28 protein-coding genes are annotated in these 26837 nt (G+C 65.1%); 19 read left to right on the top strand and 9 right to left on the bottom strand.

Annotated elements, in window-relative coordinates; translation table 11 throughout:
• Window positions 1-13: 13 nt before the first annotated feature.
• Window positions 14-430, top strand: a complete 417-nt coding sequence (locus tag AC1GI4_RS17405) for a MerR family transcriptional regulator (RefSeq protein ID WP_004212867.1) — start codon at window positions 14-16, stop codon at window positions 428-430.
• On the opposite strand, the gene AC1GI4_RS17410 is transcribed toward AC1GI4_RS17405, so the two are convergent.
• The 3 genes from AC1GI4_RS17410 to AC1GI4_RS17420 all read right to left on the bottom strand — a co-directional run bounded on the left by AC1GI4_RS17410 (window position 424) and on the right by AC1GI4_RS17420 (window position 2526).
• Entirely contained in the window at window positions 424-1626 is a 1203-nt protein-coding gene (locus AC1GI4_RS17410) for an aspartyl protease family protein (protein ID WP_081614886.1), read from the bottom strand. The two genes, AC1GI4_RS17405 and AC1GI4_RS17410, sit on opposite strands and share 7 nt — an antisense overlap.
• A gap of 262 nt (window positions 1627-1888) precedes the next feature.
• Complete coding sequence (locus AC1GI4_RS17415) at window positions 1889-2110, bottom strand: GDCCVxC domain-containing (seleno)protein (RefSeq protein ID WP_081609171.1); 222 nt, start codon at window positions 2108-2110, stop codon at window positions 1889-1891.
• A complete protein-coding gene (locus tag AC1GI4_RS17420) occupies window positions 2110-2526 on the bottom strand; it encodes a mercuric transporter MerT family protein (RefSeq protein WP_017980799.1) in 417 nt (138 codons plus the stop codon). The genes AC1GI4_RS17415 and AC1GI4_RS17420 overlap by 1 nt, the downstream gene beginning before the upstream one ends.
• Window positions 2527-2588: 62 nt before the next feature.
• On the opposite strand from AC1GI4_RS17420, the gene AC1GI4_RS17425 reads away from it, so the two are divergent.
• A complete protein-coding gene (locus AC1GI4_RS17425) occupies window positions 2589-3005 on the top strand; it encodes a MerR family transcriptional regulator (protein ID WP_017980798.1) in 417 nt (138 codons plus the stop codon).
• Window positions 3006-3078: 73 nt separating this feature from the next.
• Here AC1GI4_RS17425 and AC1GI4_RS17430 read toward each other — a convergent pair whose 3' ends face one another.
• Window positions 3079-4326, bottom strand: coding sequence for a cytochrome P450 (locus tag AC1GI4_RS17430; RefSeq protein ID WP_479630447.1), 1248 nt, complete (start codon window positions 4324-4326; stop codon window positions 3079-3081).
• A gap of 212 nt (window positions 4327-4538) precedes the next feature.
• Here AC1GI4_RS17430 and AC1GI4_RS17435 point away from each other — a divergent pair, with 212 nt between their 5' ends.
• Complete coding sequence (locus AC1GI4_RS17435) at window positions 4539-5060, top strand: DUF6118 family protein (protein ID WP_017980796.1); 522 nt, start codon at window positions 4539-4541, stop codon at window positions 5058-5060.
• 52 nt (window positions 5061-5112) lie between these two features.
• Here AC1GI4_RS17435 and cueR read toward each other — a convergent pair whose 3' ends face one another.
• Window positions 5113-5496 (bottom strand): Cu(I)-responsive transcriptional regulator, encoded by a 384-nt coding sequence (gene cueR / locus AC1GI4_RS17440; protein WP_017980795.1) that lies wholly within the window; start codon window positions 5494-5496, stop codon window positions 5113-5115.
• Complete coding sequence (locus AC1GI4_RS17445) at window positions 5493-7850, bottom strand: heavy metal translocating P-type ATPase (protein ID WP_371262954.1); 2358 nt, start codon at window positions 7848-7850, stop codon at window positions 5493-5495. Before AC1GI4_RS17445 ends, cueR begins: the two co-directional genes overlap by 4 nt.
• Window positions 7851-8181: 331 nt before the next feature.
• Here AC1GI4_RS17445 and AC1GI4_RS17450 point away from each other — a divergent pair, with 331 nt between their 5' ends.
• The 3 genes from AC1GI4_RS17450 (at window position 8182) to AC1GI4_RS17460 (ending at window position 10866) form a co-directional block, all read left to right on the top strand.
• On the top strand, window positions 8182-9495 hold the full coding sequence (locus tag AC1GI4_RS17450; protein WP_017980793.1) for a hypothetical protein: 1314 nt from the start codon (window positions 8182-8184) through the stop codon (window positions 9493-9495).
• Between the two features lie 70 nt (window positions 9496-9565).
• Entirely contained in the window at window positions 9566-10444 is an 879-nt protein-coding gene (locus AC1GI4_RS17455) for a DUF4396 domain-containing protein (protein WP_017980792.1), read from the top strand.
• A gap of 89 nt (window positions 10445-10533) precedes the next feature.
• Window positions 10534-10866, top strand: coding sequence for a four-helix bundle copper-binding protein (locus AC1GI4_RS17460; RefSeq protein ID WP_017980791.1), 333 nt, complete (start codon window positions 10534-10536; stop codon window positions 10864-10866).
• Between the two features lie 45 nt (window positions 10867-10911).
• Here AC1GI4_RS17460 and AC1GI4_RS17465 read toward each other — a convergent pair whose 3' ends face one another.
• From AC1GI4_RS17465 to copC, 3 genes are read right to left on the bottom strand one after another with little or no spacing between them, the layout of a single operon-like run.
• Window positions 10912-11181 carry a flagellar biosynthetic protein FliQ gene (locus tag AC1GI4_RS17465; RefSeq protein WP_017980790.1) on the bottom strand — a complete coding sequence of 90 codons (270 nt, stop codon included), beginning with the start codon at window positions 11179-11181 and terminating at the stop codon, window positions 10912-10914.
• A 52-nt stretch (window positions 11182-11233) separates the two neighbouring features.
• Window positions 11234-12160 (bottom strand): copper homeostasis membrane protein CopD, encoded by a 927-nt coding sequence (gene copD / locus AC1GI4_RS17470; RefSeq protein WP_017980789.1) that lies wholly within the window; start codon window positions 12158-12160, stop codon window positions 11234-11236.
• A 4-nt stretch (window positions 12161-12164) separates the two neighbouring features.
• On the bottom strand, window positions 12165-12533 hold the full coding sequence (gene copC / locus AC1GI4_RS17475) for a copper homeostasis periplasmic binding protein CopC (RefSeq protein ID WP_020486671.1): 369 nt from the start codon (window positions 12531-12533) through the stop codon (window positions 12165-12167).
• 127 nt (window positions 12534-12660) lie between these two features.
• Between copC and AC1GI4_RS17480 the strand changes: the two genes are divergently transcribed.
• The 13 genes from AC1GI4_RS17480 to AC1GI4_RS17540 all read left to right on the top strand — a co-directional run bounded on the left by AC1GI4_RS17480 (window position 12661) and on the right by AC1GI4_RS17540 (window position 26818).
• Complete coding sequence (locus tag AC1GI4_RS17480; RefSeq protein WP_020486670.1) at window positions 12661-12930, top strand: hypothetical protein; 270 nt, start codon at window positions 12661-12663, stop codon at window positions 12928-12930.
• Window positions 12927-13367 (top strand): periplasmic heavy metal sensor, encoded by a 441-nt coding sequence (locus AC1GI4_RS17485; protein ID WP_017980786.1) that lies wholly within the window; start codon window positions 12927-12929, stop codon window positions 13365-13367. The genes AC1GI4_RS17480 and AC1GI4_RS17485 overlap by 4 nt, the downstream gene beginning before the upstream one ends.
• Window positions 13368-13377: 10 nt before the next feature.
• Entirely contained in the window at window positions 13378-13947 is a 570-nt protein-coding gene (locus tag AC1GI4_RS17490; protein WP_018251214.1) for an RNA polymerase sigma factor, read from the top strand.
• Between the two features lie 67 nt (window positions 13948-14014).
• A complete protein-coding gene (locus AC1GI4_RS17495; protein ID WP_018251213.1) occupies window positions 14015-16048 on the top strand; it encodes a copper resistance system multicopper oxidase in 2034 nt (677 codons plus the stop codon).
• On the top strand, window positions 16045-17337 hold the full coding sequence (locus AC1GI4_RS17500; protein WP_043060765.1) for a copper resistance protein B: 1293 nt from the start codon (window positions 16045-16047) through the stop codon (window positions 17335-17337). The genes AC1GI4_RS17495 and AC1GI4_RS17500 overlap by 4 nt, the downstream gene beginning before the upstream one ends.
• 15 nt (window positions 17338-17352) lie before the next feature.
• Entirely contained in the window at window positions 17353-17937 is a 585-nt protein-coding gene (locus tag AC1GI4_RS17505; protein WP_024310687.1) for a c-type cytochrome, read from the top strand.
• Window positions 17938-17962: 25 nt separating this feature from the next.
• Window positions 17963-18700 (top strand): PepSY domain-containing protein, encoded by a 738-nt coding sequence (locus AC1GI4_RS17510; protein ID WP_017980780.1) that lies wholly within the window; start codon window positions 17963-17965, stop codon window positions 18698-18700.
• A gap of 133 nt (window positions 18701-18833) precedes the next feature.
• Window positions 18834-19226 (top strand): DUF305 domain-containing protein, encoded by a 393-nt coding sequence (locus AC1GI4_RS17515; RefSeq protein ID WP_042469554.1) that lies wholly within the window; start codon window positions 18834-18836, stop codon window positions 19224-19226.
• 68 nt (window positions 19227-19294) lie between these two features.
• Complete coding sequence (locus AC1GI4_RS17520; RefSeq protein ID WP_017980778.1) at window positions 19295-19747, top strand: DUF411 domain-containing protein; 453 nt, start codon at window positions 19295-19297, stop codon at window positions 19745-19747.
• An 897-nt stretch (window positions 19748-20644) separates the two neighbouring features.
• The gene (locus AC1GI4_RS17525; RefSeq protein WP_018251210.1) at window positions 20645-21862 is read left to right on the top strand and encodes a TolC family protein; all 1218 of its coding nucleotides are present in this window, start codon (window positions 20645-20647) and stop codon (window positions 21860-21862) included.
• Window positions 21859-23358, top strand: coding sequence for an efflux RND transporter periplasmic adaptor subunit (locus AC1GI4_RS17530; protein WP_043060764.1), 1500 nt, complete (start codon window positions 21859-21861; stop codon window positions 23356-23358). The genes AC1GI4_RS17525 and AC1GI4_RS17530 overlap by 4 nt, the downstream gene beginning before the upstream one ends.
• A complete protein-coding gene (locus AC1GI4_RS17535) occupies window positions 23355-26492 on the top strand; it encodes an efflux RND transporter permease subunit (RefSeq protein WP_018251208.1) in 3138 nt (1045 codons plus the stop codon). The genes AC1GI4_RS17530 and AC1GI4_RS17535 overlap by 4 nt, the downstream gene beginning before the upstream one ends.
• Window positions 26492-26818, top strand: a complete 327-nt coding sequence (locus tag AC1GI4_RS17540) for a copper-binding protein (protein ID WP_017980774.1) — start codon at window positions 26492-26494, stop codon at window positions 26816-26818. Before AC1GI4_RS17535 ends, AC1GI4_RS17540 begins: the two co-directional genes overlap by 1 nt.
• The last annotated feature ends 19 nt before the right edge of the window (window positions 26819-26837 follow it).

The raw sequence follows: 26837 nt of genomic DNA on the forward strand, positions 1-26837 counted from the left end.
CAAGGATGGCATGATGAAGCCGGTGATGATTGGGCAGCTCGCCAGCGAGACCTCGACGAAGGTGACGACGATCCGCTTTTATGAGTCGATCGGGTTGCTCCGATCCGCCCCTCGCACGGCGTCGGGTCGCAGAACCTACGATGCCAGTGACATTGAGCGTTTGCACTTCATCCGCAACGGTCGCCGGCTTGGCTTCTCCGTCGACGAGATCCGTTCGTTGATGGGGCTGGCGCAGAACCCGGACCAGGATTGTGGTGCCGCCTCAGCTATCGCTGCTCAGCACCTCAAGGATGTGGAGGAGAGACTGGCGCAACTCGCGGTGTTGCGGGATGAGTTGGCAATGCTCAGCCAGAGCTGCACCAAGGCGCGCATGGCCGATTGTCGGATCATGAAGGCGATCGGCAAAGGCCACCCTCAAGCCGATCAATAATAATCGGCCAGCCTGAGCTCGCGCACATCACCCGAGGCCATCGTCAGCTTTACGAGGGTGCCAGCAGGCCGGGAGCGCACTTGCCAGAGCTCCCCACGCGTATAGTTCGCATCGATCGAATGGCCGTTCACCGCCACGATCCGGTCGCCGACCGCCCAGCCAGCCTTTTCCGCGGGACTGTTCGCCGCCACATGAACAACGGTGAGCGCCGTTGGTGAGGCTGCGAGGCCAAGGCCGCTACGGTCCTTCAGCATCGGCAGGCGACGACGAGGACCGAGTGGCCGGAGCCACACGAATCCGGCGGTCACGTCGAACACCACGTCGAATTGAGCGATCAGCGGTAGGCCGACATTGCCAACCGTGCTGGTGGAGAGCCAAGCTCTCATCCCGAGTGTGGGGACGTTCGAGACGCCAAGCCCTTCGATGTTGATGTTCTGGATCGTGAAAGCATCGTTGATACGCACACCATCGACGCCGCCGATCGCCGCGGTCGAGACGAGCTTCCCGTTCAACAGCCCTTGATCGCGGGCATAGGCCGACGAGAGCATCAGCGCGGCCGAGCTGCCAAGATCGATCATCAAGGGCACGGGAGACAGGCCCTCGACGGAGGCCCGGATGAACAGCTCCTGCTTGGCACCGCGTCCGAGCGCGACAGCGCGCCAGTCGGGGCCGGCGAGAAACGTGCCTGACTTGACGACCGCCATACGCCTGTTCGCGAAATCGAGCGCGATGCAGCTGCCCGTGAACATATCGGCACCGAGGAGAACGTCGATCGGTCGTCCGAAGGCCGCCGACACTGAACTCAGATCACCAACAACGGCAAAGGGTAAGCGACGGGTTTCGCGGGCGAGCTGTACGTCGATGTCGCGGACCAGCAGCACCGGGGCCTTGGCGCTCAGCCCGCTAATCATGCGCCGCTCACCATTGTTCAAGCCGAGCTTCGCCGCGAGCGCCGTGCTCATGATCGACGCGCCGCTGCCACTGTCGAGCACCGCCCGCGCCGGCACTCCGCGCACTTGTGCCGAAACAAGGAGGGTATCACCCGTGCCGACTTCCAGCGGCTCCCATTCGAGGTGAGCCGCGCCGAAGTTCCACGAGGCCGCAGACCGGGAAGTCTGTCGCGCGAGCGTTGGAGAACCGAGCACCAAGCCGGTTCCACAGGCCACCAACCGCGCCACTAATGAGCGTCGAGACATACCGATTGCTTCAACACGGGCCGTCAAAAAGCCACCTCCAGCCCCCCGTCCGCAGGAGAGCAAATTGCGGTTACATGCTCTAGCAACTGGAGGAGCAAGGGTTTTTGAAGCGCCCGAAATGCTATCCTGTTCAAATGCCCTCTCGAAAATGAGCAGTTGAGGCAGGTCAGGAACCGGTCGAATAAGACCGAAGTAGGCAATTTCGCTTGCGCGACCTTGGCGAGCAGGACCCCAGTTCACGAAGAAACGTGAAGCTATCGCCTCACCCGCAGCAGCCCGCCACAGTCCCGTTTGCTTTCGCTTCCTGGATCGGAGGGCATGGGACATCGCCAAATGAGCAGAACACGCAGCAGTCGCCAGCCAGGGGCCGCAGCACCACCGCGCAATGCCGGCAATCATAGAAGAATTGGCAGGCGTTGGTGGGCATCCTTTCGGTGGCCACCCCGCCGCATTTGGGACAGGTCAGGGTTGAGGTGAGCTGCATCAGGAAAGCGCGTTCATCAGCGGCGCTTCTAGGAGGTCCCAGGCGAACGCGATAAGCGTCAGAACCGTTCCAATCGCGAGCAGGATAGGTGTCGCGCGCGAGGGCAGCGGCATTGTGCAGGACCGGTCCCCAGCACAGGACCTCCGCCGCTGCGCGTAGGCCCACCACCCAGCAGCCAAGCCGATGAGGGAGGTCGCCGTTAGCGGCCACCGTAGTGGTATCAGCGCGGCGAAGTTGCTGGACAGGCCCGCCCCCAGGCCGAGCGCCGCGAGTGCGAGGGGCAGGACGCAGCATGACGCCGCAGCTAGAACAGCGGCTAAGCTCGCAAGCGCGCCGAGGGCGGATAGCCCCGTGTCGGCGCGACGTCGTGACGTTGGTGCGCCTAGGGGTTCACGCGGGATGGTCTCTTGGTTCATCTATCGCCTCTAGCGGGTTAGCCCGTTATGCATCCTGTAGTGACTACAGGAGCAAGCAATATATGCGCGTTGAGGAAAGCATCACGATCGGCGAGCTGTCTCGCCGGACTGGCGTGAATATCGAGACGATCCGGTACTTCGAGCGCGTTGGTGTTCTCGCAACGCCACCCCGCACAAGCGGCGGGCGGCGGGTATATGGGACCGGTCACGTCCGCGCACTTGGGTTCGTCCGTCGCGCGCGCGAACTCGGCTTCTCCCCGGCCGAGGTGCGCGCGATCCTGTCTCTTGGCGGTTCTGCGCAGGCGTCATGCAGTGAGGTCCGCGAGATCGCGGCTCACCATCTAGAGCGTGTGCGCGCTAAGATGGAGGATCTGGCGCAACTAGAAAGCCTGCTGGCTGCGACCATCGACCGTTGCGAAGGCGACGGGGCGGCGAGGTGCGCCGTGATCGACTTGCTGAACCAACATTCGACTGCGTAGATGTCGCATCGCACCCCGTACTCGCGCAAACGGTCGATAACGGAGCCGATCACCATCACCACGGCACGCGGCCCTAGCCACCTATGTGGACGTTGCGCATCACGAAGCCGCTTTTCGGAAGCGCTGGCAGCCTGGCGAAATCGATGCTCAGGTCTTGGTCCGGTACGTCATAGCGCATCGCGTTGACGAGGAGGTGTGCCGCCACCTTCATGATCGCGAGGACGATCCATTCGCCGGGACAGCGATGGCCGAGATAGTGATCGCCGCCGCCCTGGAGAATGAAGTTGAAGGAGTCTTCGTCCCAAGCCCTGAAACGCTCAGGGCGAAACTCCTGGGGGTCGGCCCAGGTCGCTGCGTCGTGATTGCTCCCATAAAGGTCTAGCACCACTTGACGCCCTTCCGGAAAGGCCATCCCCTCCCACTCGAAATCTTGGCTCGCGCGCGCCACCACAGCGGGAAAGAAGGGATAGAATCGGCGGACCTCTTGGACGAAGAGCTCGGCATAGTCCGGCTGCTGAACCAAGGCCGCCCTGATCCCTGAACAGGTTTGCAGCGCGTGGGCGACGAAGGTGATGTACACTGCGATCGCGACGGTCGGGCGAAGGACATTTACCAGTTCGACCGCTGCGACGTGCGGCGAAAGAAGATCGTCGTGCCGGTCGCGATGCCAGGCTATCGCGTAAGCCGCGGTCCCCGAGCCCGAGCCGATGCTCCCGGCCCGAATGCCTTCAATGATCCGCTTCGCCCATGCGTCGACGCGACGACGGGCCAGCCGTGACCAAAGATGCCTTGGGCTCGCCGAGCCGGCGGCGTCGAACAGCGCCCGCAGCTCGCCCGCGCGGTTGCCGGCTTCATCGTCCGGAAGAGGAACTCCCGCCCAAGCGCATACCGCTCGCGTCAGCGGCTCATGCAACTCGTCATAGAAGACGATCTCTCCTTTGCGCGTCCAGCCCGGCACCGCCCTGCGCCACTCGGCCTCGAACAATTGCGCCAGCGCCCGCACGCGCTCTGGTGTCATCAGGCCCATGAACATCTGCTTGCGGTGCCGATGGGTCTCGCCGTCCAGACCCTGAACGCCGCCTTGGCCCAGCAGTGTCTTCTGAATAGCGACCGGCATGGCACCTTCGCGCTCGAAGCGGGTCGTATCGTAGAAGATTTCGGCGGCCTTGGCCCCCTTAAGGCAGTTGGTCTTTTTCAGCAGGAAACGGGATTCAAAAGCGTTTGCGCCTAGGCGCTGGCACTGCCTGGAGATGAACCGATAGGGATCGGCGAGGAGAGAAAGGGTTTCGTCCGGGCCTTTCGTGTGTGGTGTCTTAGGCATGACCGGTCCGGTGATTGTTGGGTCTCCTTTGATTAACTCGGAGGAATATCACGGGTTGCAGGCTCACGACAGGTGACGAACGAGGACGATCAGGGCGGAGCAGGCGCGGCCGAGGCGTTCGAGGCCATGCGCGGCGAGCTGGCGCTGCGCCGTGGAGGGCTTGGCGGCCGAGCGCGGCGATCGACATACCCGACCATACCGAGACGCTTGGCGTGCTCCAGCAGAACGTGAACACGGCAGGCGAGAACGTCGCGCGCATCGGCCAATTCCTGAAAGCGGCCCCGGCGCTGGCGATGACGCCGGAGCAGATGGCGCAGCGCATCGCCGCGGCGGGCAGCGCCGCCCGGCGCGAGGATCAGGCGGCGCTCGCCAAGGCGGGCGAGGACAAGGCCCGCATCATGGCCGATCTTCGCGCCATCGCCGGGTCCGCATGGACACGCGCCGACCAGAAGAATCGGCAGCTATGGTTTGCCCTGGGTGGGGTGGCGGCCGGCATCCTCGCATGGGCGATCGTGCCGGGCCTGGTCGCGCGCGAGATCGCACCGGCGAGCTGGCAATGGCCCGAGCGCATGGCGGCGCGGACGCTCGACTTGCCCCGCTGGGAAGCCGGGCAGCGTATGATCCAGAGCGCCAGTCCCACCGCGTTCCGCGCCATCGTCGGGGCCGACAGGATCGTGACGGCCAACCGCGCGGCGATCGAGGGGTGCGGCAAAGCCGCAGCGCGAAACGCGTGAAACGGTGCGACGCACGATCACGCTCAAGTGGAGTAAAAGTTAGCCGCGCAAGTTATTCAGCCAAGCGTTCGATGATCGGACAATCAGGCCGATCATCGCCATGACAGGCTTGGGCGAGCCCGGTAAGCGAGCGGCGCATGGCGTCCAAGACGCGGACCTTGCGGCCCAGTTCGGCAGCGCGGGCTTCCGCCAGCGTCTTCACTTCCGCGCTCGACCGATCGCGATCCGACCACAGCCCCAGCAGCGTGCGGATTTCCTCGATCGGGAACCCCAGGTCGCGCGCGTTGGCGATAAATCGCAGCCGATGAACGTCAGCGTCGGCGTAGTCCCGGTAGTTCCCGCGCCGTGGCGGCGCGGGCACCAAACCAATCTTTTCATAGTGGCGGATCATGCGTTGGGAGACGCCGCTGGCGTCCGACGCCGCTCCGATGTTCACAGCTTTACCGCGTTGAGCCGCAGTGCGTTCAGGACCACGGTGAAGGACGAGAGCGCCATCGCTGCACCGGCCAGCATCGGCGACAGCAGGATACCGGCAACCGGGTAAAGCACGCCGGCCGCAACCGGCACGCCGATTCCGTTGAACAAGAACGAGAAGAACAGGTTTTGGCGGATATTTCGCATCGTCGCGCGAGCGAGCTTGCGGGCGCGCACGATCGCCGAGAGATCGCCGCGCGTGAGCGTCATGCCGGCGCTTTCGATCGCCACGTCTGTTCCCGTTCCCATCGCCAAGCCGACATCCGCGGCGGCGAGCGCCGGGGCGTCGTTGATCCCATCGCCCGCCATTGCGACCCTTGCGCCGCTCGCTTTCAGCTCGCCGATGATACGCGCCTTGTCTTCCGGCAGCAGATCGGCGCGCACGTCATCAAGACCGCCCACGGCGCGCGCGACAGCATCGGCCGTCCCACGATTGTCGCCGGTGAGCATGACGACCCGCAGGCCCTCCTTGCGAAGCGCGGCAATAGCGTCGCGCGCCGATGCGCGCACCGGATCGGCGACTGCGAGCAGACCGGCGAGCGCCCCGTCGATCGCGACGAGGATGATGCCCGCGCCTTCGCCACGGTGACGATCGGCCGCGGCGTCGACCGGCTTGAGATCAGCGCCGATCCGGCTCATTTGCACCGCATTGCCAATCACGACCGAGCGGCCGCCCACCGTGGCGCTGACACCCAGCCCGGTTTGCGAGGCAAAGTCCGCGACTGTGCCGAGCTGCAATCCTCGTTCTTTGGCGGCAACGACGATTGCGTGCGCGAGCGGATGTTCGGATTGGCCTTCGACGGCCGCGGCAAGCGCGAGCATGTCGTTCTCTCCGACCGCGCTGACCGTCTCGACCGCGATCAGCTTGGGCTTGCCTTCCGTGAGCGTACCCGTCTTGTCGATGACAAGGGTATCGACCTTTTCCAGCCCCTGTAAGGCTTCCGCGTTCTTCACCAGCACGCCGGCCTGAGCGCCGCGTCCCGTGCCGACCATGATCGACATGGGCGTGGCGAGCCCGAGCGCGCACGGGCAGGCGATCACCAGCACTGCGATGGCGTTAAGCAGGGCATGGCCCATGCGCGGCTCAGGGCCGACCAGCGACCAAGTGATGAAGGTCGCAATCGAGATCAGCACGACGAGCGGCACGAACCATCCTGAAACCCGATCGGCGACCGCCTGTATCGGGGCGCGGCTTCGCTGCGCTTCCGCGACCATGCGGACGATACGCGCGAGCATCGTGTCCGAACCAACCGCGCGGGCTTCCATCACCAGGCTGCCCGTCCCGTTGACGGTGCCCCCGGTAACGATCGCCTCGACTTCCTTGAGGACCGGCGCGGGTTCGCCGGTGAGCATGGCTTCGTCGACCGACGAACGACCCTCGACCACGACGCCATCGACCGGGATGGCTTCACCGGGGCGGACCCGCAGCCGGTCACCGGTTGCCACGTCGGCAAGCCCGACTTCTTCTTCAGAACCGTCAGGCTGCAAGCGTCGCGCCGTCTTGGGGGCGAGATCCATGAGAGCGCGGATCGCGCGCCCTGTCGCCGCCCTAGCGCGCAGTTCGAGCACTTGCCCGAGCAGCACCAGTGTCACCACGACGCCGGCCGCCTCGTAATAGACGGGAACCATGCTCCCATGCGTGCGGAAGGTCGCTGGGAAGATGCCCGGCGCGAGCGTCGCGACCACGCTATAGAGGAAGGCGGCACCTACGCCGATCGCGATCAGTGTGAACATATTGAGATGGCGGGTACGAAGCGATGTCCACCCCCGCTCGAAAAACGGCCAGCCCGCCCACAGCACGATCGGCGCGGTGAGTGCGAGCTGGACCCAAGGCGAGGCCGCAGGGCTAACCACATGCAGGCCTAACATTTCCGCGAACATCGAGACGACGAGCAGCGGGATCGTGAGCGCGCCCGCCACCCACAGTCGGCGCGTGAAGTCGACCAGCTCAGGGTTGGGAGTATCGTCGAGCGACGGTTCTTCGGGTTCGAGCGCCATGCCGCAGATTGGGCAAGTTCCCGGCCCTTCCTGGCGAATTTGCGGGTGCATCGGGCACGTCCACATCGCCCCCGGCGTCGCCATCGGCTCCGGTTTCGGCTTATCGCTCAGATAGGCGTCAGGATTGGCGACAAACTTGCTCCGGCACCCTGCGCTACAGAAATGATAGGCATGACCAGCGTGCTCGGCATGGTGTGTCGTTTTTGCGGGATCGACCGTCATGCCGCACACCGCGTCGATCACTGCTGCTGCGGCATCGTTGTCCTTACTGCCCGAGCAGCAGCCGCCCGCTTCGGTGTGATGATGTTCGTGCTCGATCTTTGCGGGAGCGGCCGAGCCGCCCCCGCAACAGGATGAGGGCGTGGAGACCGATTCAGGCGCAGGCTTCGAACAGCCGCAACGCCCGGCTTGGGAATGGTAATGAGGGTCGTTCATGGCAAGACTCCTTCGACCCGAGAGCATGTAGGGTATGACACCGTGTTAGGGTCAAGGCCCTGTCGGCACCGCTGGCCTGTATGTTGAATCTACGCGCGGGAGCGGCGTTGCCCTCATATTGCGGGGGCCAGCTCTACACCCTCGACGCCATAAGGGCCGCAGCTTAGGTCTATTACTAGCTCGCCAAACGCGGGCCGGGGGCAATCGGGGACATATGGCAGCGCAGATCGACAGTCTTTCTACTGGCACCGACCATGACGGCCTGGTGCGCCGCTTAATTGCCCGCTGGCGTGACGATCAGGGCGCGACCTATCGGAGCTGGTTTCTTTGGGACGAGCGGTTGAAGAACTTCCGATCAATCCGGCGCGGCATCACCCAGGTTGTCGGCGAGATCGAGCGCGGCACGTTCGGCGTCGCCTACCGCGGATCGTCGCTCGAAACCGTCGTCCATTCCGTCGCCGAGCAGCGGCAAATCTTCAAGGGCGCGGACCATGCGTTCCTCTGGAAGCCGAAGCTCCGCATCCCCGACATTTACGAGAGCCCCGACAATCAGCGCGCGTTCGGCCGCTTGCTCGACGCCTGTTCCTGTTGCGACACGGCCGAGGAGATCATCAGCCATATCCACGCGATCGACCGTTTGAAGATCAAGGGGCTGGGTCCGGCGGTCGCCAACCTCCTCTACTTCCTTCACCCGACGCTGGTGCCGCCCTTCAACACCGCAATCGTTAAGGGCTACAACGCGCTGACGGGGGCGAATGTGAAGCTCGGGAGCTGGGAGCATTTTCTGGCGATGCGGACCGGCATCCTCGATCTCAACGACCGCTTCCGCGAGCTGCTATCGAATGATTTAGGCGCGATCGGCGGTCTGTTGTTCGACATCGGCTCCGATCGCTATCCGGCTCCGCCCCTCGACGTGAGCGGCGCGACGCTGGCGAGCTGGGGGCAGCGGCTTGAGGCGGCGCGCGAGGAAGCGCGCACGCTCAGCAAGGCCGCTCAGCGCGAGGGCGAGAACGAGCGCACCCATACCGAAATCCAGGCATGGCTTCGCGATCTAGGGTTGGCGCTCGGCTATGACGTATGGATCGCCGCGAACGACCGCAGCCGCGCCTTCGACGGATCACCCTTGGGCGCAGGATGCCTTGAGCGCCTGCCCGACACGATCGCGACGTCGAAGGGCGCTGACTCGATCCGGCTGATCGACGTGCTGTGGCTTGAGAAGGCCGGCGATCATGTCGCCGCGGCGTTCGAGGTGGAGCATTCGACCTCGATCTATTCGGGCATCGTCAGGATGCTCGACCTGGCCTTGAGCGGTGGCGACCTTCACGCGACCGCGGGGCTGTTCCTTGTCGCGCCCGACGCGCGCGAGACGGACGTTCGCGCGCAGTTGCAGCGGCCCGCGTTCAGCCGCGTAGCCGACCTCGACATATCCTACCTGCCCTATGGCGAGCTGGAGAAGAACCGGGAGGCCATCGCGCGGTTCGGATCGGGACTGAAAGCGATCAAGGCCGTTTCCAGCAAGCTCGCCTAGCCCGCTCCGCGCAAGGGATGATCCGGAGAGCCGCGTATCCTCTAGCATGTAGAGGAGTGCTGCCGTGACGATGCCATCCCCGGCCCCCTGGCTCGACGCCGTGCTGATCGGGTGGTTCGTGCTGACCGCCCTTTCGGTCGCTTACGTCGCGTGGGATGCCTTCACCCGCAACCCCGAGCTGCGCGTGATGAAATGGGGGTGGCTGTTGGTCACGCTCTATGGTGGCCCGATCATGGCCGCGGCCTATGTCCTGTCCTGCCAGGAGCCGGCGAACGAGCGGCACGAGGATTTCGTTCGACCGCTCTGGAAGCAGGCGTTCGGCTCGGCCATCCATTGCATGGCGGGCGATGCAACCGGCGTCATCGCCGCAGCCGCGATCACCACGGCGCTCGGCCTGCCGATGTGGCAGGACGTGATCGCGGAATATGTGTTCGGCTTCGCGTTCGGACTGCTGATTTTCCAGGCGCTTTTCATGCGCGACATGGCGGGCGGTTCCTATTGGGGCGCGCTTCGCATGTCGTTCATCCCCGAATGGCTGTCGATGAATGCCGTCATGGCCGGCATGATCCCGACGATGGTGGTGTTGATGAGCCGCGACATGGCCGCGATGCACGCCAGCTCGCTCCGCTTTTGGGGCGTCATGTCGCTGGCGACACTCGTCGGGTTCGCAGTCGCCTATCCGATCAACCTTTGGCTGGTTGGCGTGCGCTTGAAGCACGGCATGGGCACGGTGCGCGCGCTGGGGCATGGCGGACACGAAGTCGGCGCGGACCGGCAATCGGCCACGCCGATGCCGGACATGGGACACGACGCAATGGCAGGGATGAGCGGCATGGCGGCCGGCGCGCGCGTGACCGGACCTCAGATCGCCGCAATGACAGTGTTGACGCTCATCATGCTTGGCGCGGGCATCATCGTTGCGACGCTGTTCGGTCGGTGGGCCATGTAACTTGCCGCGAACGACGGAGATCGCGGCAAGGGGTGATCGCGCGGCGCGCGTATCTAGGAACAGGCGGGGGCTCATACGGAGATAATGCGATGCACCAGATCGACCCCGGCATGAAGGCGTGCATGGACGCCTGCCACGAATGCCATGTGACCTGTCTTCACATGGCGATGAACCATTGCCTCGAAATGGGCGGCCAGCACGCCGCGCCCGAGCATATGAAGATCATGGCCGACTGCGCGCAAATTTGCGCGGTTGCGATCGACTTCATGGCGCGCAAGTCCGCCCACCATCAGCATATCTGCCGCGAGTGTGCCGAGATCTGCCGGGCTTGCGCAGCGAGCTGCGAGGCCCTGGGCGGCATGGAGGATTGCGTGGCAGCGTGCCGGAAGTGCGCCGATTCCTGCGATCGGATGGCGGCATAGCGGGGCTTGCGCGGGCGGTCGCCCGCCCGCGCAGCTATCTGCATATCAACGGCCCATGCTCGCGATCACAGCGAACAGCTCGGCCGTGAACTTGGTCAGGAGCTCGGTCGCTGCGCTCCCGAAAATCACCAAACATACGCCTAGCGCGATCAGCTTAGGCACGAAGCTCAGCGTCTGTTCGCTAATCGACGTCGCCGCCTGGATGATGCTGATTATCAGCCCGACGATCATCATCGGCACGAGCAGCACCACGCAGATCAGGCCGGCCACGGCCAGCATCCTCCCCGTCTCGTCGAGCAGGATCGACTGATCCATCAGGCGCGGCCCCGTGAACGGCCGGGGACCGCGAGGGCTCCCCGGCCGCGCATCACATCGCCGATGCAGGCGGCGCGAGCGTCCCGAGCCAGGCGATCAGCCCGAGAACCGCGATGACACAGGCGGTTTCGATCGCCAGACTTGTCCGCAGCGCGCCGAGGGCGCCCTTGTGATCGTCCGCTGCGATCGACCGCTCGAATGCCGGCGTGAGCCGGAAGCGGTTGAGCGAGGCGAGCCCTAGCATGGCGACGAACAGCGCCAGCTTTGCGATCAGGAGCTGACCATAGAGCGTCGCAGGAAGCGTGGCGAGGTTGCCGATCCCGACCAGCATCCAGCCGTTGACCAGGCCGGTGACGAGGATCGTGCCGACCACAACCGTCCCGATCGCGCCGAACCCGTGCAGCGCGCGGTGCGTCAGCCCCAGATGCGCCGCGTCTACGCGCGCCGCGGGTCGGGAGACGAGCAGGAGCAGCCCCAGTAGTGCGCCAACCCAAGCGCCCGAGGCGATCAGATGGAGAATGTCGACGATGAGGTGGACCCAGCCCATCACGGCTTCGTCCATCGCGCCGTGTCCGGTCCACGCCAGCGTTGCGAGTGCCACGGCCGAGCAGAGCGCGACGATGCTCAGCCAGATGCCGCGCCCGCCCGCGACCAGCGCTGCCAGCGCCGCGAGGGCCACCATGACCATGCGCAGCTTCCATGCTGCTCCGATCGCAGAGCCGGTGAGCAGCGCGCCGACTGCTTCACGGTCGATCGGCCAGGCCGGCGTTCCGGCCATTGAGGAGGCCATCAGCACGACCCAGGCGCCTGAAAACAACAGGCTCAGGCCAGCGCTGGCGATGAACCAGGGACGCAGCGCGAGCGCGTCGCCGCGCTCGCGCGCCCGCAGCCCATAAAGGCTGAATGCGGCAAGGCCGAACAGCGCAGCCAGCGTCACGTAGAGCGCGAAGCGGACGCCGATAAGCGACCAGTCCCCCATCGCCTCACTTCACCGCGAAGACGTAGGTTCCTGCGACCTTGTGGGTGTCGGTCGAGACGACATTCCACGCGACGCTATACCGACCCGATGGGAGCGGCGATTTCGGGGTGATGACGAGGGTCCGGCCATCGGACGAGAGCGCGGAGGCGCTGGCCATCTTCATGGCTGCCATGCCGGGCATCGCTGCCATCGTGAGATCGGCCTTGGAGAAGGCTGGCATCAGCTTCTCGCTGAAATGAAGTTCGATACGAGCGGGCTTCGCGACCGTCGCATTGGCGGCCGGCGATGCCGACACCAGCTTAGGATGGGCGTTCGCCGTTCCGGCGAACATGACGAGAGCGGCAGCAGCAGTCAGAACGGATAGGCGGCGCATAGGGGGCCTTTCGACAGGAGGGTTCCTGTCCTTCATTACGCGCCCCGATCGACCACCCCTCACGGATGGATTTGAGGGATGGGCGCGTCGCTTGCGTAATCCATGCTAGAGGGGTGGAGTGAACGACATGGACCTCGACGCAGTATTGATGAGGCTGGCGCAAGCACCCGTGCCCGCGAGCCTTGATGGCATGGAAGATCGCGTGCTGGCGCGGGTCGCCGCACGTCCAGCGGCGCGCGCCGGCTTAGGCGTTGGGGCAATGACGATCGCTGCGGCGCTCGTCATGGGCATCTTCGGTGCCGGTGTGCCCGCGAAGGAAGCCAGCGCGGCTTCGCTATCGCCCTTGGGGCCGGTGTCGCCGCTCGCGCCCTCCACGCTGCTCGTCGGCGTGCAATGAGCGGCCGCATCCGCCTTCTGCTTGGCATTGTCGCGTGCTTCATCGCCGCGATCATCGGTGTGTTCGTGGGGCGGGCGCTACTTCCGCCACGTGCCCAGCCCGGCTCGGAGCTGCACGACGTGCTGCATCATAAGCTGGCGCTGGACGCCAACCAGGAAGCGCGACTTGAAGTGCTGGAGCAGCGTTTCGCCGTGCAGCGGCGCGCATTCGAGCTGGAATTGCGGGCGAACAATGCCCGGCTCGCTGAAGCGATCGAGGCCGAGCATGGCAACGGGCCGCGCGTCGCCGCAGCGGTCGACCAGAGCCACGCCGTCATGGGCGAGCTCCAGAAAGCGACGCTGGCGCACATCTTCGCCATGCGCCAGCTCTTGCGGCCCAATCAGACCGGCCAGTTCGATCAGGCCGTGGTGAAGGCGCTCACCGACGACGCACGTTGAGGTTCGGCGCGTGAGCCTCGACTGGACCACGCTTACGGACGGCGAGCTGGCGACCCTCAGCATCGCCGGGCGCGAAGCCGCCTTCGCCGAGATCATGCGCCGCCATCGGCAGTCAATCTTCCGCATGGTGCGCGCGTGCGTCGGCGAGGCCGACGAGGCGCTGGACCTTCTGCAGGAGACCTTCGTCGCGGCGCATCAGGCCCTGCCCCGCTACGACGGCGATCGATCGATGCGCGCGTGGCTATCGACGATCGCGATCAACAAGTGCCGCGATTGGGGGCGCAAGCGCACCGTGCGGCGCTTTCTGGCGTTCGCCGCACCGATCGGCCCGGAAGCCGAAGCCATTGCAGACGACCAGGTGGCGATCGACGACGCGACGGGCGACCGACAGGAACTCGACCGCGTGACGCGCGCCATTGCGGGCTTGCCGACCGCATTGAAGGAATCCTTGGTGCTGCGCACGATCGAGGGGTTGAGCCAGGCTGAAACCGCGGCAGTGTTGTCGATCAGCGAAAAGGCGGTAGAAACCCGCCTCTATCGCGCGCGATCGAAGTTGCTGGAGCGATTGGGCGGGCGCTGAGGGATAGCGCCCTGAGCTGCGTATCAAGGCTAGAGGGACACTCCCGTTCGAGAGCCTTGAGGACCGTATGAGCCGCACTATCGATCGCCGCCAGATGCTTCGCGGCGCCGCCCTTGCTGGCGGTGGCATGGCGCTGACCGCCTATATGCCCGCGTGGGCGCAGCCTGTCTCGGGCGGGATCGTCAAACCGCTGCCGACCGTCTCGGGCACTGACATCGCGCTGACGATCGACAGTTTCAGACTTCCCGTCGACGGCAAGTCGACGCCCGCAATCGGCGTCAACGGCACGGTGCCGGCCCCTCTCATTCGCTTGAAGGAGGGGCAAAAGGTCCGCCTCTCCGTCACCAACAATCTCGACGAGGACAGTTCGATCCACTGGCATGGGCTGCTCGTGCCGTTCGCGATGGACGGCGTGCCCGGCATCAGCTTCCCCGGCATCAAGGCGCGCTCGACCTTCATCTACGAGTTCCCGATCATCCAGTCGGGCACCTACTGGTATCACAGCCATTCCGGCGAGCAGGAGCAGGGCGGACTTTACGGGCCGATCGTGATCGACCCGGCCGGTGCCGATCCGATCGCGTTCGACCGCGAGCATGTGATCGTGCTGTCCGACCACAGCCAGATGACCGGCGAGCAGATTTTCCGGAAGCTGAAGCAGATGGGCGGCGCCTATTTCAACTATCAGCGGCCGACCCTCGCGGGCTTGCTCGCGGGTCGGGAAATGCCGCTCAAGGACCGGATCGAGTGGGGAAAGATGCGAATGGACCCCGCCGACATCGCCGACGTCACCGGCTCGACCTATACCTTCCTGGTCAACGGCTACGGGCCGTATGACAACTGGACGGGGCTGTTCAAGCCGGGCGAGCGGGTCCGCTTGCGGATCATCAACGCCGCGGCGCAGACCAACTTCAACGTCCGCATCCCCGACCTGCCGATGACCGTCGTGCAGGCCGATGGGCAGAATGTCCGTCCGGTGAAGATCGACGAGTTCCAGATCGGCGTTGCCGAGACGTTCGACGTGATCGTGACGCCCGAGGACCGGGCCTACAGCTTCGTCTCCGAGGCTATCGATCGCTCCGGCATGGGCCGGGCGACGCTCGCCCCGCGTGAGGGGATGGTCGCCCCGGTCCCGCCGCTTCGTCCGCGCACGCTGCTGACCATGACCGATATGGGCATGGACATGGGGAGCATGGGCGGGATGCAGGGCATGTCCGGCATGAAGGACGAGAGCCCGGTCGCCACGCGCGGGCCGGACCCCACCTTGATGCAGAACGCCTCGCGCAATCTTTGGAAGCTGACGGGCTGGAAGGGGCCGACCGATCACGGGACGGTCGCGGCAGGCGCAGCGATGGCGGGCATGTCCGGCATGTCGGGCATGGACCACAGCCAGATGGGCGGCGCTGTAATGCCCGGGATGGACCATAGCCAAATGGCAGCGGGCGGTGCTGGCATGGCCGGCATGGACCATAGTGCCATGTCGGGCGGATCGGGCCAGGCTGGCGGCATGGCCGGGATGGACCACGGGTCGGGTGGCGGCATGAACATGAACATGCGCGACCCGAAGAATGCGCCGGGCGTGAAGATGGGGCCGGGCGTGCAGACCATCTCCCCGATGCCGAAGGACCGTAGCGGTGAACCGCCCCAGGGTCTGGAGGGCCTGGATCACCGCGTCCTCACCTATCGCGACCTCGTTTCGCTCGCGCCCAACCCCGACGTGCGCGCGCCGTCGCGTCAGTTCGAGATCCATCTGACCGGTAACATGGAGCGCTACATGTGGGGCTTCGACGGGCAGAAGCTGAGCGATCCCGCCGACCCCATCCCGTTCCGCAAAGGCGAGCGGGCGCGGGTGACGTTGGTCAACGATACGATGATGCCGCACCCCATCCATCTCCACGGCCATTTCTTCGAGCTGGTGACGGGGCACGGCAATCATGCGCCGCGCAAGCACACCGTCAACGTGCCGCCTGGAGGCAAGATGACCTTTGATCTGACCGCCGATGCACCCGGCGATTGGGCGTTCCACTGTCACAATCTCTACCACATGACCGCAGGCATGATGCGCGTCGTCACCGTTCGCCCGTTCGCGGGAGAGGCGGCATGAACCGGCTGACCGCGGCGCTCGCCGCCGCCACCATGCTCGGCATCGCCGGTCCTGTCGCCGCTCAGTCGATGCAGGGCATGGATCATTCGGCAATGCCGGGCATGACCATGCCGATGCCTGCGAAAAAGAAGCCGGTGGTGAAGCCCACGGCCAAAGGCAAGCCGGCCAAGACTAGGTCAGCTCCTGCGAGGCGACCATCAGCTTCGACGACGAAACGCCGCGCCGCGCCAACGGCCGGCATGAATGGTATGGATCACGGGACCATGCCGGGCATGGATCACTCGTCTATGCCCGGCATGGACCATGCGGCTCCGCAGGGCTCACAGCAGGGCATGGAAGCCATGCCGGGGATGCAGATGCCCGGAAACGGCCAAACGGTCCCTCAGGGCTCCCAGCAGCCGATGCAGGGCATGGACCATTCGGCGATGCCGGGGATGACCATGCCAGCCGACCAGCACAGCGGCCACGACATGCAGGGCATGTCGGGAATGGCCGGAATGCCAGGCATGGCGGCCGATGGGGTGCAGCAGACTGGCACCGCGCTTCCCGCAGGAAACGCCCCCGCCCCGCCCCTGCCGACCGACCATGCGGCCGACAGCGTTTACGGCGCGGACGCGATGGCGATGGGTCGCCATCACCTTCAGCAGCATCACGGCGGTCAAAACTTCAGCCAGGTGCTATTGAACCTCGCTGAGTATCAATTCCGCAACGGTCGTGACGGCTATCGCTGGGATGGCGAGGCGTGGTTCGGGGGTGACATCAACCGCCTCTTCATCAAGTCTGAGGGCGAGGGAGCCTTCCGCGAGGGCATCGAGAGCGCCGAGGTGCAGGCGCTCTATAGCCGGACCATTGGCCCTTATTTCAATCTACAAGCGGGTGTCCGCCAGGATTTGGGGCCGTCCCCGAAACGCACCTATGCGACCGTCGGGCTGGAGGGGCTGGCACCGGGCTTCTTCGAGCTAGAGGGCGCGGTATTCCTGTCCAACAAGGGCGACCTGCTAGGGCGGCTTGAGGGCTATTACGACCAGCGCATCACCCAGCGGCTGATCCTGCAACCGCGCGCCGAGCTCAATTTCGCTGCGCAGGACGTGCCGGAAAACCGGATCGGATCGGGCCTATCCAACGCCGAGCTTGGATTGCGGCTGCGTTATGAGATCCGGCGCGAGTTCGCCCCCTATGTCGGCGTGTCATGGGATCGCCGCTTCGGCGACACCGCCCGCTACGCGCGCGCCGATGGGGATCGCGCAACGTCCAAGAGCATCGTCGCCGGCGTTCGTGTCTGGTTCTGATCGATGGAGGAACAGATGGCTCAAGACGGCAGGCGCTCGATAAGGCAGCACTTCCCGAGCCTGCCGTTCGTAGGCGCCCTGGCGATCGTCCTGGCGCTGGGCGCAGCCGCGTTTATCTACCTTGGCGTGTATAACATCGCGGCCGACGAACCGCACACGCCGGCGGTCTATTCAATGCTCGAACGCCTGCGCGATCGGTCGATTGAGGCACGCGCGCGCGGCATAACACCCCCGGCCGATCTGGCATCGGCGCAGCGCGTGTCAGTCGGCGCGGGCCTTTACGGAGAAATGTGTTCCGGTTGCCATCTCGGCCCCGGCGTCGAGAAATCCGAGATGAGCCAGGGCCTCTATCCACAGGCGCCGGAACTCGCGCGCGCTCAAGATCTCACCCCCGCCCAGCAATTCTGGATCATCAAGCACGGGGTGAAGCTCAGCGCCATGCCGGCATGGGGCAAGACGCATCCCGACCCCCTAATTTGGAATATGGTCGCGTTCGTCCGCAAGCTCCCCGGCATGACGCCCGAACAGTATAAGGCACTGGTCGCGAGCGCCCCGGCCGATCACGACGAGATGATGAAGGACATGCCGGGTATGAAGTGACCCCGGCGACGAGGTTGAGGGAGGAGTGGTTCTGAAAAGCGCGAAACTGAGGCTGCATCTACTCGCGAGCCGCACGCACAAATGGCTCGCGATCATCATCGGCGCGCAGCTCCTGCTATGGTTCGCAAGCGGCGCCCTGATGAGCTTCCTGCCGATCGATCGGGTGCATGGCGATCACCTCGTTGACCGCAAAGCCGCGGCGCCCCTTCCCCGCGGCAGCACGTTCGCCCCACCATCGGCGATCGTAGGCGCAGCAGATGCGCCCATCGAGGCCATCACCTATCGCATGTGGCTTGGCCGCCCGGTCGCCGAGGTCGCGACAGCCAAGGGAACGCGCCTGTTCGACGCCGCGACGGGCCAAGCGCTGCCAGCACCAACGGCTCGTGAGGCCGAGGAGATCGCGCGTTTGGCATGGCGTGGCGGTGCTCGACCAGCGGCGAAGGTAGAGCGGATCGAGCGCGCCAGCCCCGAATATCGCGGCACGCTCCCCGCCTGGCGCGTCGCGTTCGCCGACCTCGATTCCACCCGCGTCTTTGTCGCGGCCGACACCGGTCGGATCTCGGCTGTCCGAACCGGCACTTGGCGGCTCTACGACTTCTTCTGGGGCCTTCACATCATGGATTGGACGAATCACGAGAACTTCAACACGCCCTGGCTGCTCGCCTTCGCGATCGGTGGGCTTGCGCTTTGGTTAGGGGGGGCAGTGCTTCTCTACATGCGATGGCCCAAAACGCGGCGTCGCAACATCGTGATCGAGGCATAATATACGCGGCTCAGGAGCGTAGCCCTCGGAAATAAAGTCCTGTTTCCTGACAATTTCTCGCGCGTTCTAGCACCCCGGGTGAGGGATAGCCGCCTCGCACGCGTAGAAGTCTTAGAACCCAGGGAGATCAATAATGCGCTTCGCACCAACATTCGCAGCTTTGGCGCTGCTCGCCACGCCCGCCCTCGCGCAGCAGAGCGGCGGAATGCAGGGCATGAACCACGGTCAGATGGCCGGCATGAACCACGACGACATGGCGGGCATGATGGCCGGCAATCCCTACGGCCAGGCCGAGATGGACATGCATCAGAAGATGATGGCGGCCAAGCAGGGCGACGCGGCCGAAATGTGGACGCGCAAGATGATCGAGCATCACCGAGGCGCCATCGCCATGTCGCGCGTTGCGGTGCGTGACGCGCGCGACGCCGAGACCAAGCGCATGGCGCAGATGACGATCACGAAACAGGAAAAGGATATTGCCGAGCTGCAGGCGTGGCTCAGCAAGCACGGCAAGCGCCCGCAATAAGGGAGCGCTGCCCCGCCCTGTCGATCCCCCTACCCCCCGGCAGGGCGGGGATTTCCTTTTAGGAGCTGATGATGAAGAATGGTGTTCGTGGCGCCGTCGCCGCCTTGCTAATGACCATCCCAGCGGTCGCATCGGCCGCGGCCGACATCGCCATGCACCGCGATCCGGGTTGCGGCTGTTGCGAGAAATGGGCGGCGCAGGTGCGTCAGCAGTTCGGCCGCAAGGTCCAGATCATCGACGATGATCGCCGTGAGGTGCTGCAGCGTAAGATCGGCCTGCCCGCTGACCTCGCGTCCTGCCATACCGCGATCATCGACGGCATGGCGTTTGAGGGACATGTCCCGATCGCGGACATGAAGCGCGCGCTGGCCCAGCATCCTAAAGGCGTGCGCGGCTTGGCCGTGGCCGGAATGCCGATGGGCTCACCGGGCATGGAGGTGCCCGGCATGAGAACCCAGCCCTATGACGTCATTGCGTTCGGTGCCGCTGGCCGGCGTGTCTTTGCTAGCCACGGCGCCTAAACGACAGGTTGTCTTGTGAGCGGCAAATCTTCCCCGGCGCTTCATGCCGGCACTACGGCACCCGGCAAACCACCCGTATTGACCTCGGCGTTGACAATTGGGATAGTATCCGGGTGTTGAAAGCTCGTCTTTCTCTCTTGCTTCTTGTTGGAGCGTTGCTTGGCCTTTTGGGCCAAGGAATTGCGTATGCGGCCGGCCCATCGCTCTCACCCAAGATGGCGATGAGCCATGTCACCCCATCCCGCATGGATTGCGCGGGTATGGCGACCCCGGATCCGTCATCGGAACACCCATGCAAAGGACTGACGCTGGCGTGTATCGCCCAAATGGGATGCGTTGTTCCCATGACGTTTGAGGAGCCGGCAAGAGTGCTGAAGCGCTCGATCGCATCTCAAATCGTTATCTGGCCTGCCAGCCGGGCACTTGCCGGCCTCAACGTCGCTCCCGAGCCCGAACCGCCTACCGTTTGATCGAGTCAAGCCGTGTCAGGCTGCAGCCGTTCGCCGGTTGCGGCTCTGCCGATTTTAAATCTCGATCAAATTGGAAAGTGACATGAAAACGTTCATCTTGGCGGTATTTGCCGCTAGCCTCGCCGCGTCGGCAGCGACGGCGGCCACATCTGAAAATAAAAGCAATGGTCATTGGGAGTGGCGTTCCAATTACCAGCCGGGCCCGCGGGCGCCGCTTCAAGCCCCACGTCGCGTATGGGTTACGGACGTTCCCCAGTCGAGCGCCTGCGTGTGCCCGATGATGGAACGCGGTCGCGACGCCTGCATGTCAATGAAGGGCGGCCAGTCAACTTAAGCTGGCGAGCCTGAACAGGTGCCGGGCTCCGATCAACCATTTGGAGCCCGGCCATCATTATGACATGAAGGGACTAGAGGGATGCGCGCATCCATGATGCTCGCGGTCGCCGCGCTCACGACGAGCGCCGCGCACGCGCAGACACTTACCTATGACCAAGCGCTGCGCGATGCGGTTGCCAACGCCCCGGGAGCGGTTGCCGGTCGCGCGGGGGTCAGCGCCGCCCAAGCCGATGCACGTGCGGCGGGAAGCCTTCCGGACCCCCGTGTGTCGATCGGAATCGAGAATTATCCTGTCTCTGGGCCACCCGCCTTCTCCCTATCCAGAGACGACATGACGATGGGGCGTGTCGGTTTCCAACAGGACCTACCCAACCTTGCCAAGCGTCATGCCGCGCAAGCGCAGGCACGCGCCGTGATCGCAACGGCAGAAGCATCGCAAGCGACCAAGCTCCGGGAGGTGCGATTGGGAGCGGGGCAGGCATGGATCGACCTTGCTTATGCCGAGCGTCGACTAGCTGCCCTCGACACCGTTCTGCTATTCCTTCGATCTCTCCCTTCCGCTGCGCGGGCCGCCGTGACGACCGGTTCGGTCCGCCCTGGTCAGACACTGACGACCGATCAGGAGATCGCGGCACTCGACGACCGCCGCGACGAGTTGATGGCCGCCGTTGCGCGCGCCCGCGCGATGCTGGCTCGCTGGACCGGCGTATCGGCGCCCGAGATTGCCGGCGATATGCCCGCGATCGATCTGGCTCCGGCGCGGCTGCGGGACGCGCTCAGCCTTCACTCCGACATGGTTCTCGCCGAGGCCGGTATTCAGCGCGCCCAGGCCGACGTGGATGCGGCGCGAGCGGAGAAGCGACCCGATTGGGGGGTAGAGGTAGCTTATCAACGCCGTGACCCCCGGTATGGCGACATGGTGTCGGCGGGAGTTTCGATGAGCCTGCCGCTGTTCGCTCGATCGCGTCAGAACCCGCGCATCGAAGCCCGCAAATCCGCACAGGCGCAGGCCGAGGCCGCGCGCGAAGAAACCCGGCGCACATTGGCAGCCGATCTGGAGGCCGCGCTGGCGGACCACCAAATGCATCACAGCCAATGGCAGCGCGCGCGCGACGTGCTCCTTCCGCTCGCTCGGAAGCGAGCCGATCTGGAGATAGCGAGCTACTCTGCCGGTCGCGCGAGTCTTGCGGATGCCATCGAAGCCAAGACCGCGCTCGCCGACGCCGAGCTGACCGTGCTCGACCGTGAGGCGCTCGTCGCCGCAGACTCTGTCCGCCTCACCATTACCTTCGGGAGCGCCGATCGATGAGCGACACTACCATTACCCGCGCCCGCCTTGTCACCGCGGTAAGCGCGCTGGTGCTGGTCGCAGGGGGCGTGGGCTTCGGGCTCGCGAAACTTGGCACGTCCTCGGCTGCCGATCAAACGGCATCCCCAGCCCCGCAGAAGAAGATCCTCTACTGGTATGATCCGATGATCCCGGGGGAGCGGCACGACGGCCCGGGTCTCTCGTCGATGAGGATGAAACTGATCCCCCGCTATGCCGACGAGGGCGCAGGCGGTAGCGCCGCACCGGGCGTAGCGATCGATCCGGCCAGCCTCCAGCGGCTCGGCGCGCGGATCGTCACGGTCGAACGCGGATCGTTGTCAAACTCGGCCTCGGCAACCGGCAGCATCGAGTTCAATGACCGCAACGTTGCGGTCGTGCAGGCACGCAGCGGCGGCTTCGTTCAGCGCGTCTATGCGCGCGCGCCAGGCGATGTCGTGCCGGCAGGCGCCCCGCTCGCCGATATCCTTGTGCCCGAATGGGCGGGCGCGCAGGCGGAGTATCTCGCCGTGCGCCGCACCGGGGATGCCGGGCTCACGCGGGCGGCACGAGAGCGCCTGTTGCTTCTCGGGATGCCCGCCGGATCGATTGCATCGGCGGAGTGGCGCGGCCGACCGCAAGGTGTGACGACGATCAGCACGCCCGTGGGGGGCGTCATCAAGACGCTCGGCGTCCGACAGGGGATGACGGTCGCGCAAGGACAGACACTGGCGGAGGTGAACGGCCTCGCCACCGTGTGGCTGAACGCGGCTGTCCCTGAGGCCCTCGCAGGAAACCTGCGGATCGGCACGCCCGTCATCGCCACGCTGGCGGCTTTCCCGGGCGAAAGCTTCAGGGGCCGCATCGCTGCGATCCTGCCCCAGGCCGAGGCAGCGAGCCGCACGCTCACAATCCGCGTCGAGCTCCCCAACCGTGCCGGCCGGTTGCGCCCCGGTATGTTCGCCAGCGTGGCGCTCGACCAGGGGAGCCGCGATGCACTCCTTGTTCCGAGTGAGGCCGTGATCCGGACCGGCCGGCGCACACTCGTCATGTTGGCAGGGCCGGGTGGACGCTTTCGACCCGCCGAGGTTCGCACTGGCGCAGAAGGCGGCGGCAAAACCGAGATAGTCGCCGGCCTGACCGAGGGTGAGAAGGTTGTCGCGTCGGGCCAGTTCCTGATCGACTCCGAAGCGAGCCTCGCTGGCCTCGATGCGCGTCCGATTGGTGTCGAAGCGTCACCCGCAACAAAGCCGGCCGTGAAACCCACCGCGTCGATCTACGAGACGGTCGGCAGCATCGAGGCGATCGATCGCAGTTCCGTCACCCTGTCCCATCAGCCCGTTCCGGCGATCGGCTGGCCGGCCATGACAATGACGTTCCGCGTCGCCGATCCCGCGTTGGTGCGTGGGTATCGCAAGGGTGAGCGGGTGCGGTTCGGCTTTGATCAACCCGCCGATGGTCCAACGCTGCGCCGCATGACGCGCGAGGCTGGGCGATGATTGCCGCGATCATCCGCTGGTCGGTCGCGAACCGCTTCCTCGTCGTCCTGGCGGCCATCGCGCTCGCCATGGCCGGGGTGTTCGCAATGCGTGCCACCCCCGTCGATGCGCTCCCCGACCTGTCCGACACGCAGGTCATCATCCGCACGAGCTGGCCGGGCCAAGCCCCGCAGATCGTCGAGAACCAGGTGACGTATCCGCTCACCACGACGATGCTGTCCGTGCCTGGCGCGAAAACCGTGCGCGGCTATTCGTTCTTCGGCGACAGCTACGTCTATGTCCTCTTCGAGGATGGGACCGACCTCTATTGGGCGCGCTCACGCGTGCTGGAGTATCTGAGCCAGGTGCAGGGACGGCTTCCCCAAGGCGCGCAGGCCGCGCTGGGTCCTGATGCGACGGGGGTCGGCTGGGTCTATGAATACACGCTGTTGGACCGCACCGGCCGCCGTGACCTGTCGCAGCTCCGATCCTTGCAGGACTGGTTCCTACGTTATGAACTGAAAACGCTGCCCGGCGTTGCGGAGGTGGCGAGCATCGGCGGAATGGTGAAGCAATATCAGGTGCTGCTCGACCCGACGCGGCTCGCCGCATTCGGTGTCACGCACACTCAGGCCGTCGATGCCATTCGCCGCGCCAATCAGGAGGCCGGCGGGTCCGTCCTCGAGCTGGGCGAAGCCGAATATATGGTGCGCGCGTCAGGTTACTTGCGCACCGTCGACGATTTCCGCGCGATCCCGCTCAAGGTCGCCGGTGCCGGCGTCCCCGTTACCTTGGGCGACGTCGCGTCGATCCAGATCGGCCCCGAGATGCGCCGCGGCATCGCCGAGCTGAACGGCGAAGGCGAGGTCGCGGGCGGAGTCGTCATCCTGCGTCAGGGCAAGAATGCACGGCAGACGATCGAAGCCGTCAAGGCCAAGCTCGCGGAACTGAAAGCGAGCCTTCCCCCCGGCGTCGAGATCGTCACCACCTATGACCGCTCGCAATTGATCGACCGCGCGGTGGAGAATTTGACGGGCAAGCTGATCGAGGAGTTCGTCGTCGTCGCGATCATCTGCGGGTTGTTTCTGTGGCATGTCCGGTCTGCGCTGGTCGCGATCGTCACCTTGCCTCTGGGGGTGCTCGCGGCCTTGCTCGTCATGCGTGTGCAGGGGGTGAACGCCAACATCATGTCTTTGGGCGGTATCGCCATCGCGATCGGCGCGATGGTCGATGCCGCGATCGTGATGATCGAGAACGCGCACAAGCGGATCGAGCGATGGGAACACGACCATCCGGGCGTGGCGCTGGCGGGCGAGGAACGCTGGCGCGTCATCACCGAGGCCGCGGCCGAGGTCGGGCCGGCGCTGTTCTTCAGCCTCGTCATCATCACGCTGTCGTTCGTGCCGGTGTTCACGCTCGAAGCGCAGGAGGGACGGCTGTTCGCCCCGCTCGCCTTCACCAAGAGCTATGCGATGGCGGCAGCGGCGATCCTGTCGGTAACGCTCGTGCCGGTCCTGATGGGATGGCTGATCCGGGGACGCATTCCGGCCGAGAACGACAACATTATCAACCGCGTGCTCACCCGTGCCTATCGCCCGGCGCTCGACCGCGTGTTGGCGCGGCCTTGGGCGGCGATCGGCATCGCCGCCCTGGTACTGGCGACGACGGCATGGCCGCTGACCCGATTGGGTGGCGAGTTCATCCCGACGATGGATGAGGGCGATCTGCTCTACATGCCGTCCGCGCTTCCCGGCCTTTCGGCCGCGAGCGCCTCGGCCCTGCTCCAGCGCACAGACCGGCTGATAAAAACCGTTCCCGAGGTCAAAACCGTGTTCGGCAAAGCCGGACGCGCCGAGACCGCGACCGACCCGGCACCGCTCGAGATGTTCGAGACGACCATCCAATTCAAGCCGCGCGATCAATGGCGCGCGGGGATGACGCCGGCAAAGCTGGTGGAGGAGCTGGACCGCACAGTGCGCGTGCCCGGCCTCACGAACGTATGGGTGCCTCCGATCCGCAATCGGATCGATATGCTCGCGACCGGCATCAAGAGTCCCATCGGGGTGAAAGTGTCGGGGTCCAACCTCTCCGAGCTGGACCGCATCGCCGGCAGCATCGAACGTGTCGCCAGGACCGTGCCGGGCGTCAGCTCGGCATTGGCAGAACGGTTGACCGGAGGCCGCTATGTCGATGTCGATATCGATCGGGTGACCGCGGGGCGCTACGGTCTCAACATCGCCGATGTGCAGGAGATTGTGTCCGGCGCGATCGGCGGCGAGACGATCGGCCAGACGGTGGAGGGCCTTGCCCGCTACCCGATCAGCGTCCGCTACCCCCGCGAGCTGCGTGACAGTCTGGAGGGACTGCGAACTCTCCCAATCGTCACCGCATCGGGTCAGCAGATCACACTCGGCACCGTCGCATCCGTGTCGATCGCGGAAGGTCCACCGATGCTCAAGACGGAAAATGGTCGACTCTCGACATGGGTCTATGTCGACGTGCGCGGGCGCGACCTGGCCTCCACGGTCGCCGATCTGCGCCGTGCTGTTGGCAAAGATGTTCGGCTCAGCCCCGGCGTCTCGATCGCCTATTCCGGACAATTCGAGTATCTGCAGCGTGCCGAGGCTCGGTTGATGCTCGTCGTGCCGGCGACACTCGCGATCATCTTCCTTCTCCTCTACCTTACCTTCGGTCGCCTCGACGAGGCGGCGCTTATCATGGGCACACTGCCCTTCGCGCTGACCGGCGGCATCTGGACATTATGGCTGCTCGGCTATGCGCAATCGGTCGCCACAGGTGTCGGGTTCATCGCGCTCGCCGGCGTGTCGGCGGAGTTCGGCGTCGTCATGCTGATCTACCTGAAACACGCATTGGCCGAGCGCGGGCCGTCACCGTCGGGCGAGCAAGTATCGGAAGCGATCAGGGAGGGCGCGCTGTTGCGGGTACGTCCCAAGGCGATGACCGTCGCTGTCATCGTCGCCGGGCTGTTCCCCGTGCTGATCGGGCATGGCGCCGGATCGGAGGTGATGAGCCGGATCGCCGCGCCGATGATCGGTGGAATGCTGACCGCCCCTTTCCTCTCCATGTTCATCCTGCCAGCCGCCTACTTGCTCTTGCGGCGGCGAGCTTCAACCCGCCCCGAAAGGAAGATCTGATGAAAGCCACTTTCTCCATGCGCGCCGCATTCATGCTACTAGTCACGCCGATCGCAGCGAGCGCTCTTGCTCAAGGCAGCAGGCCGGCTGCATCGGCTGTAAAATCCGGCAGCGGATCGGGGACGATCACTGCCGTCGACGCGAAAGGTGGAACCGTAACCATCAAGCACGGCCCGATCCCGACGATCGGCTGGCCCGCAATGACGATGACCTTCCGGGCATCCCCCCCGACCCTGCTCAAGGGACTGCGGTCGGGGCAGCGGGTCGCATTCACCGCCAAGGCGAAGGGTATGACGGCAGAAGTTACGGCGATCAGCCCGCATTGACGACGCGTGCCGACCTTCG

The organism is Sphingomonas sp. 77B (assembly GCF_056497825.1).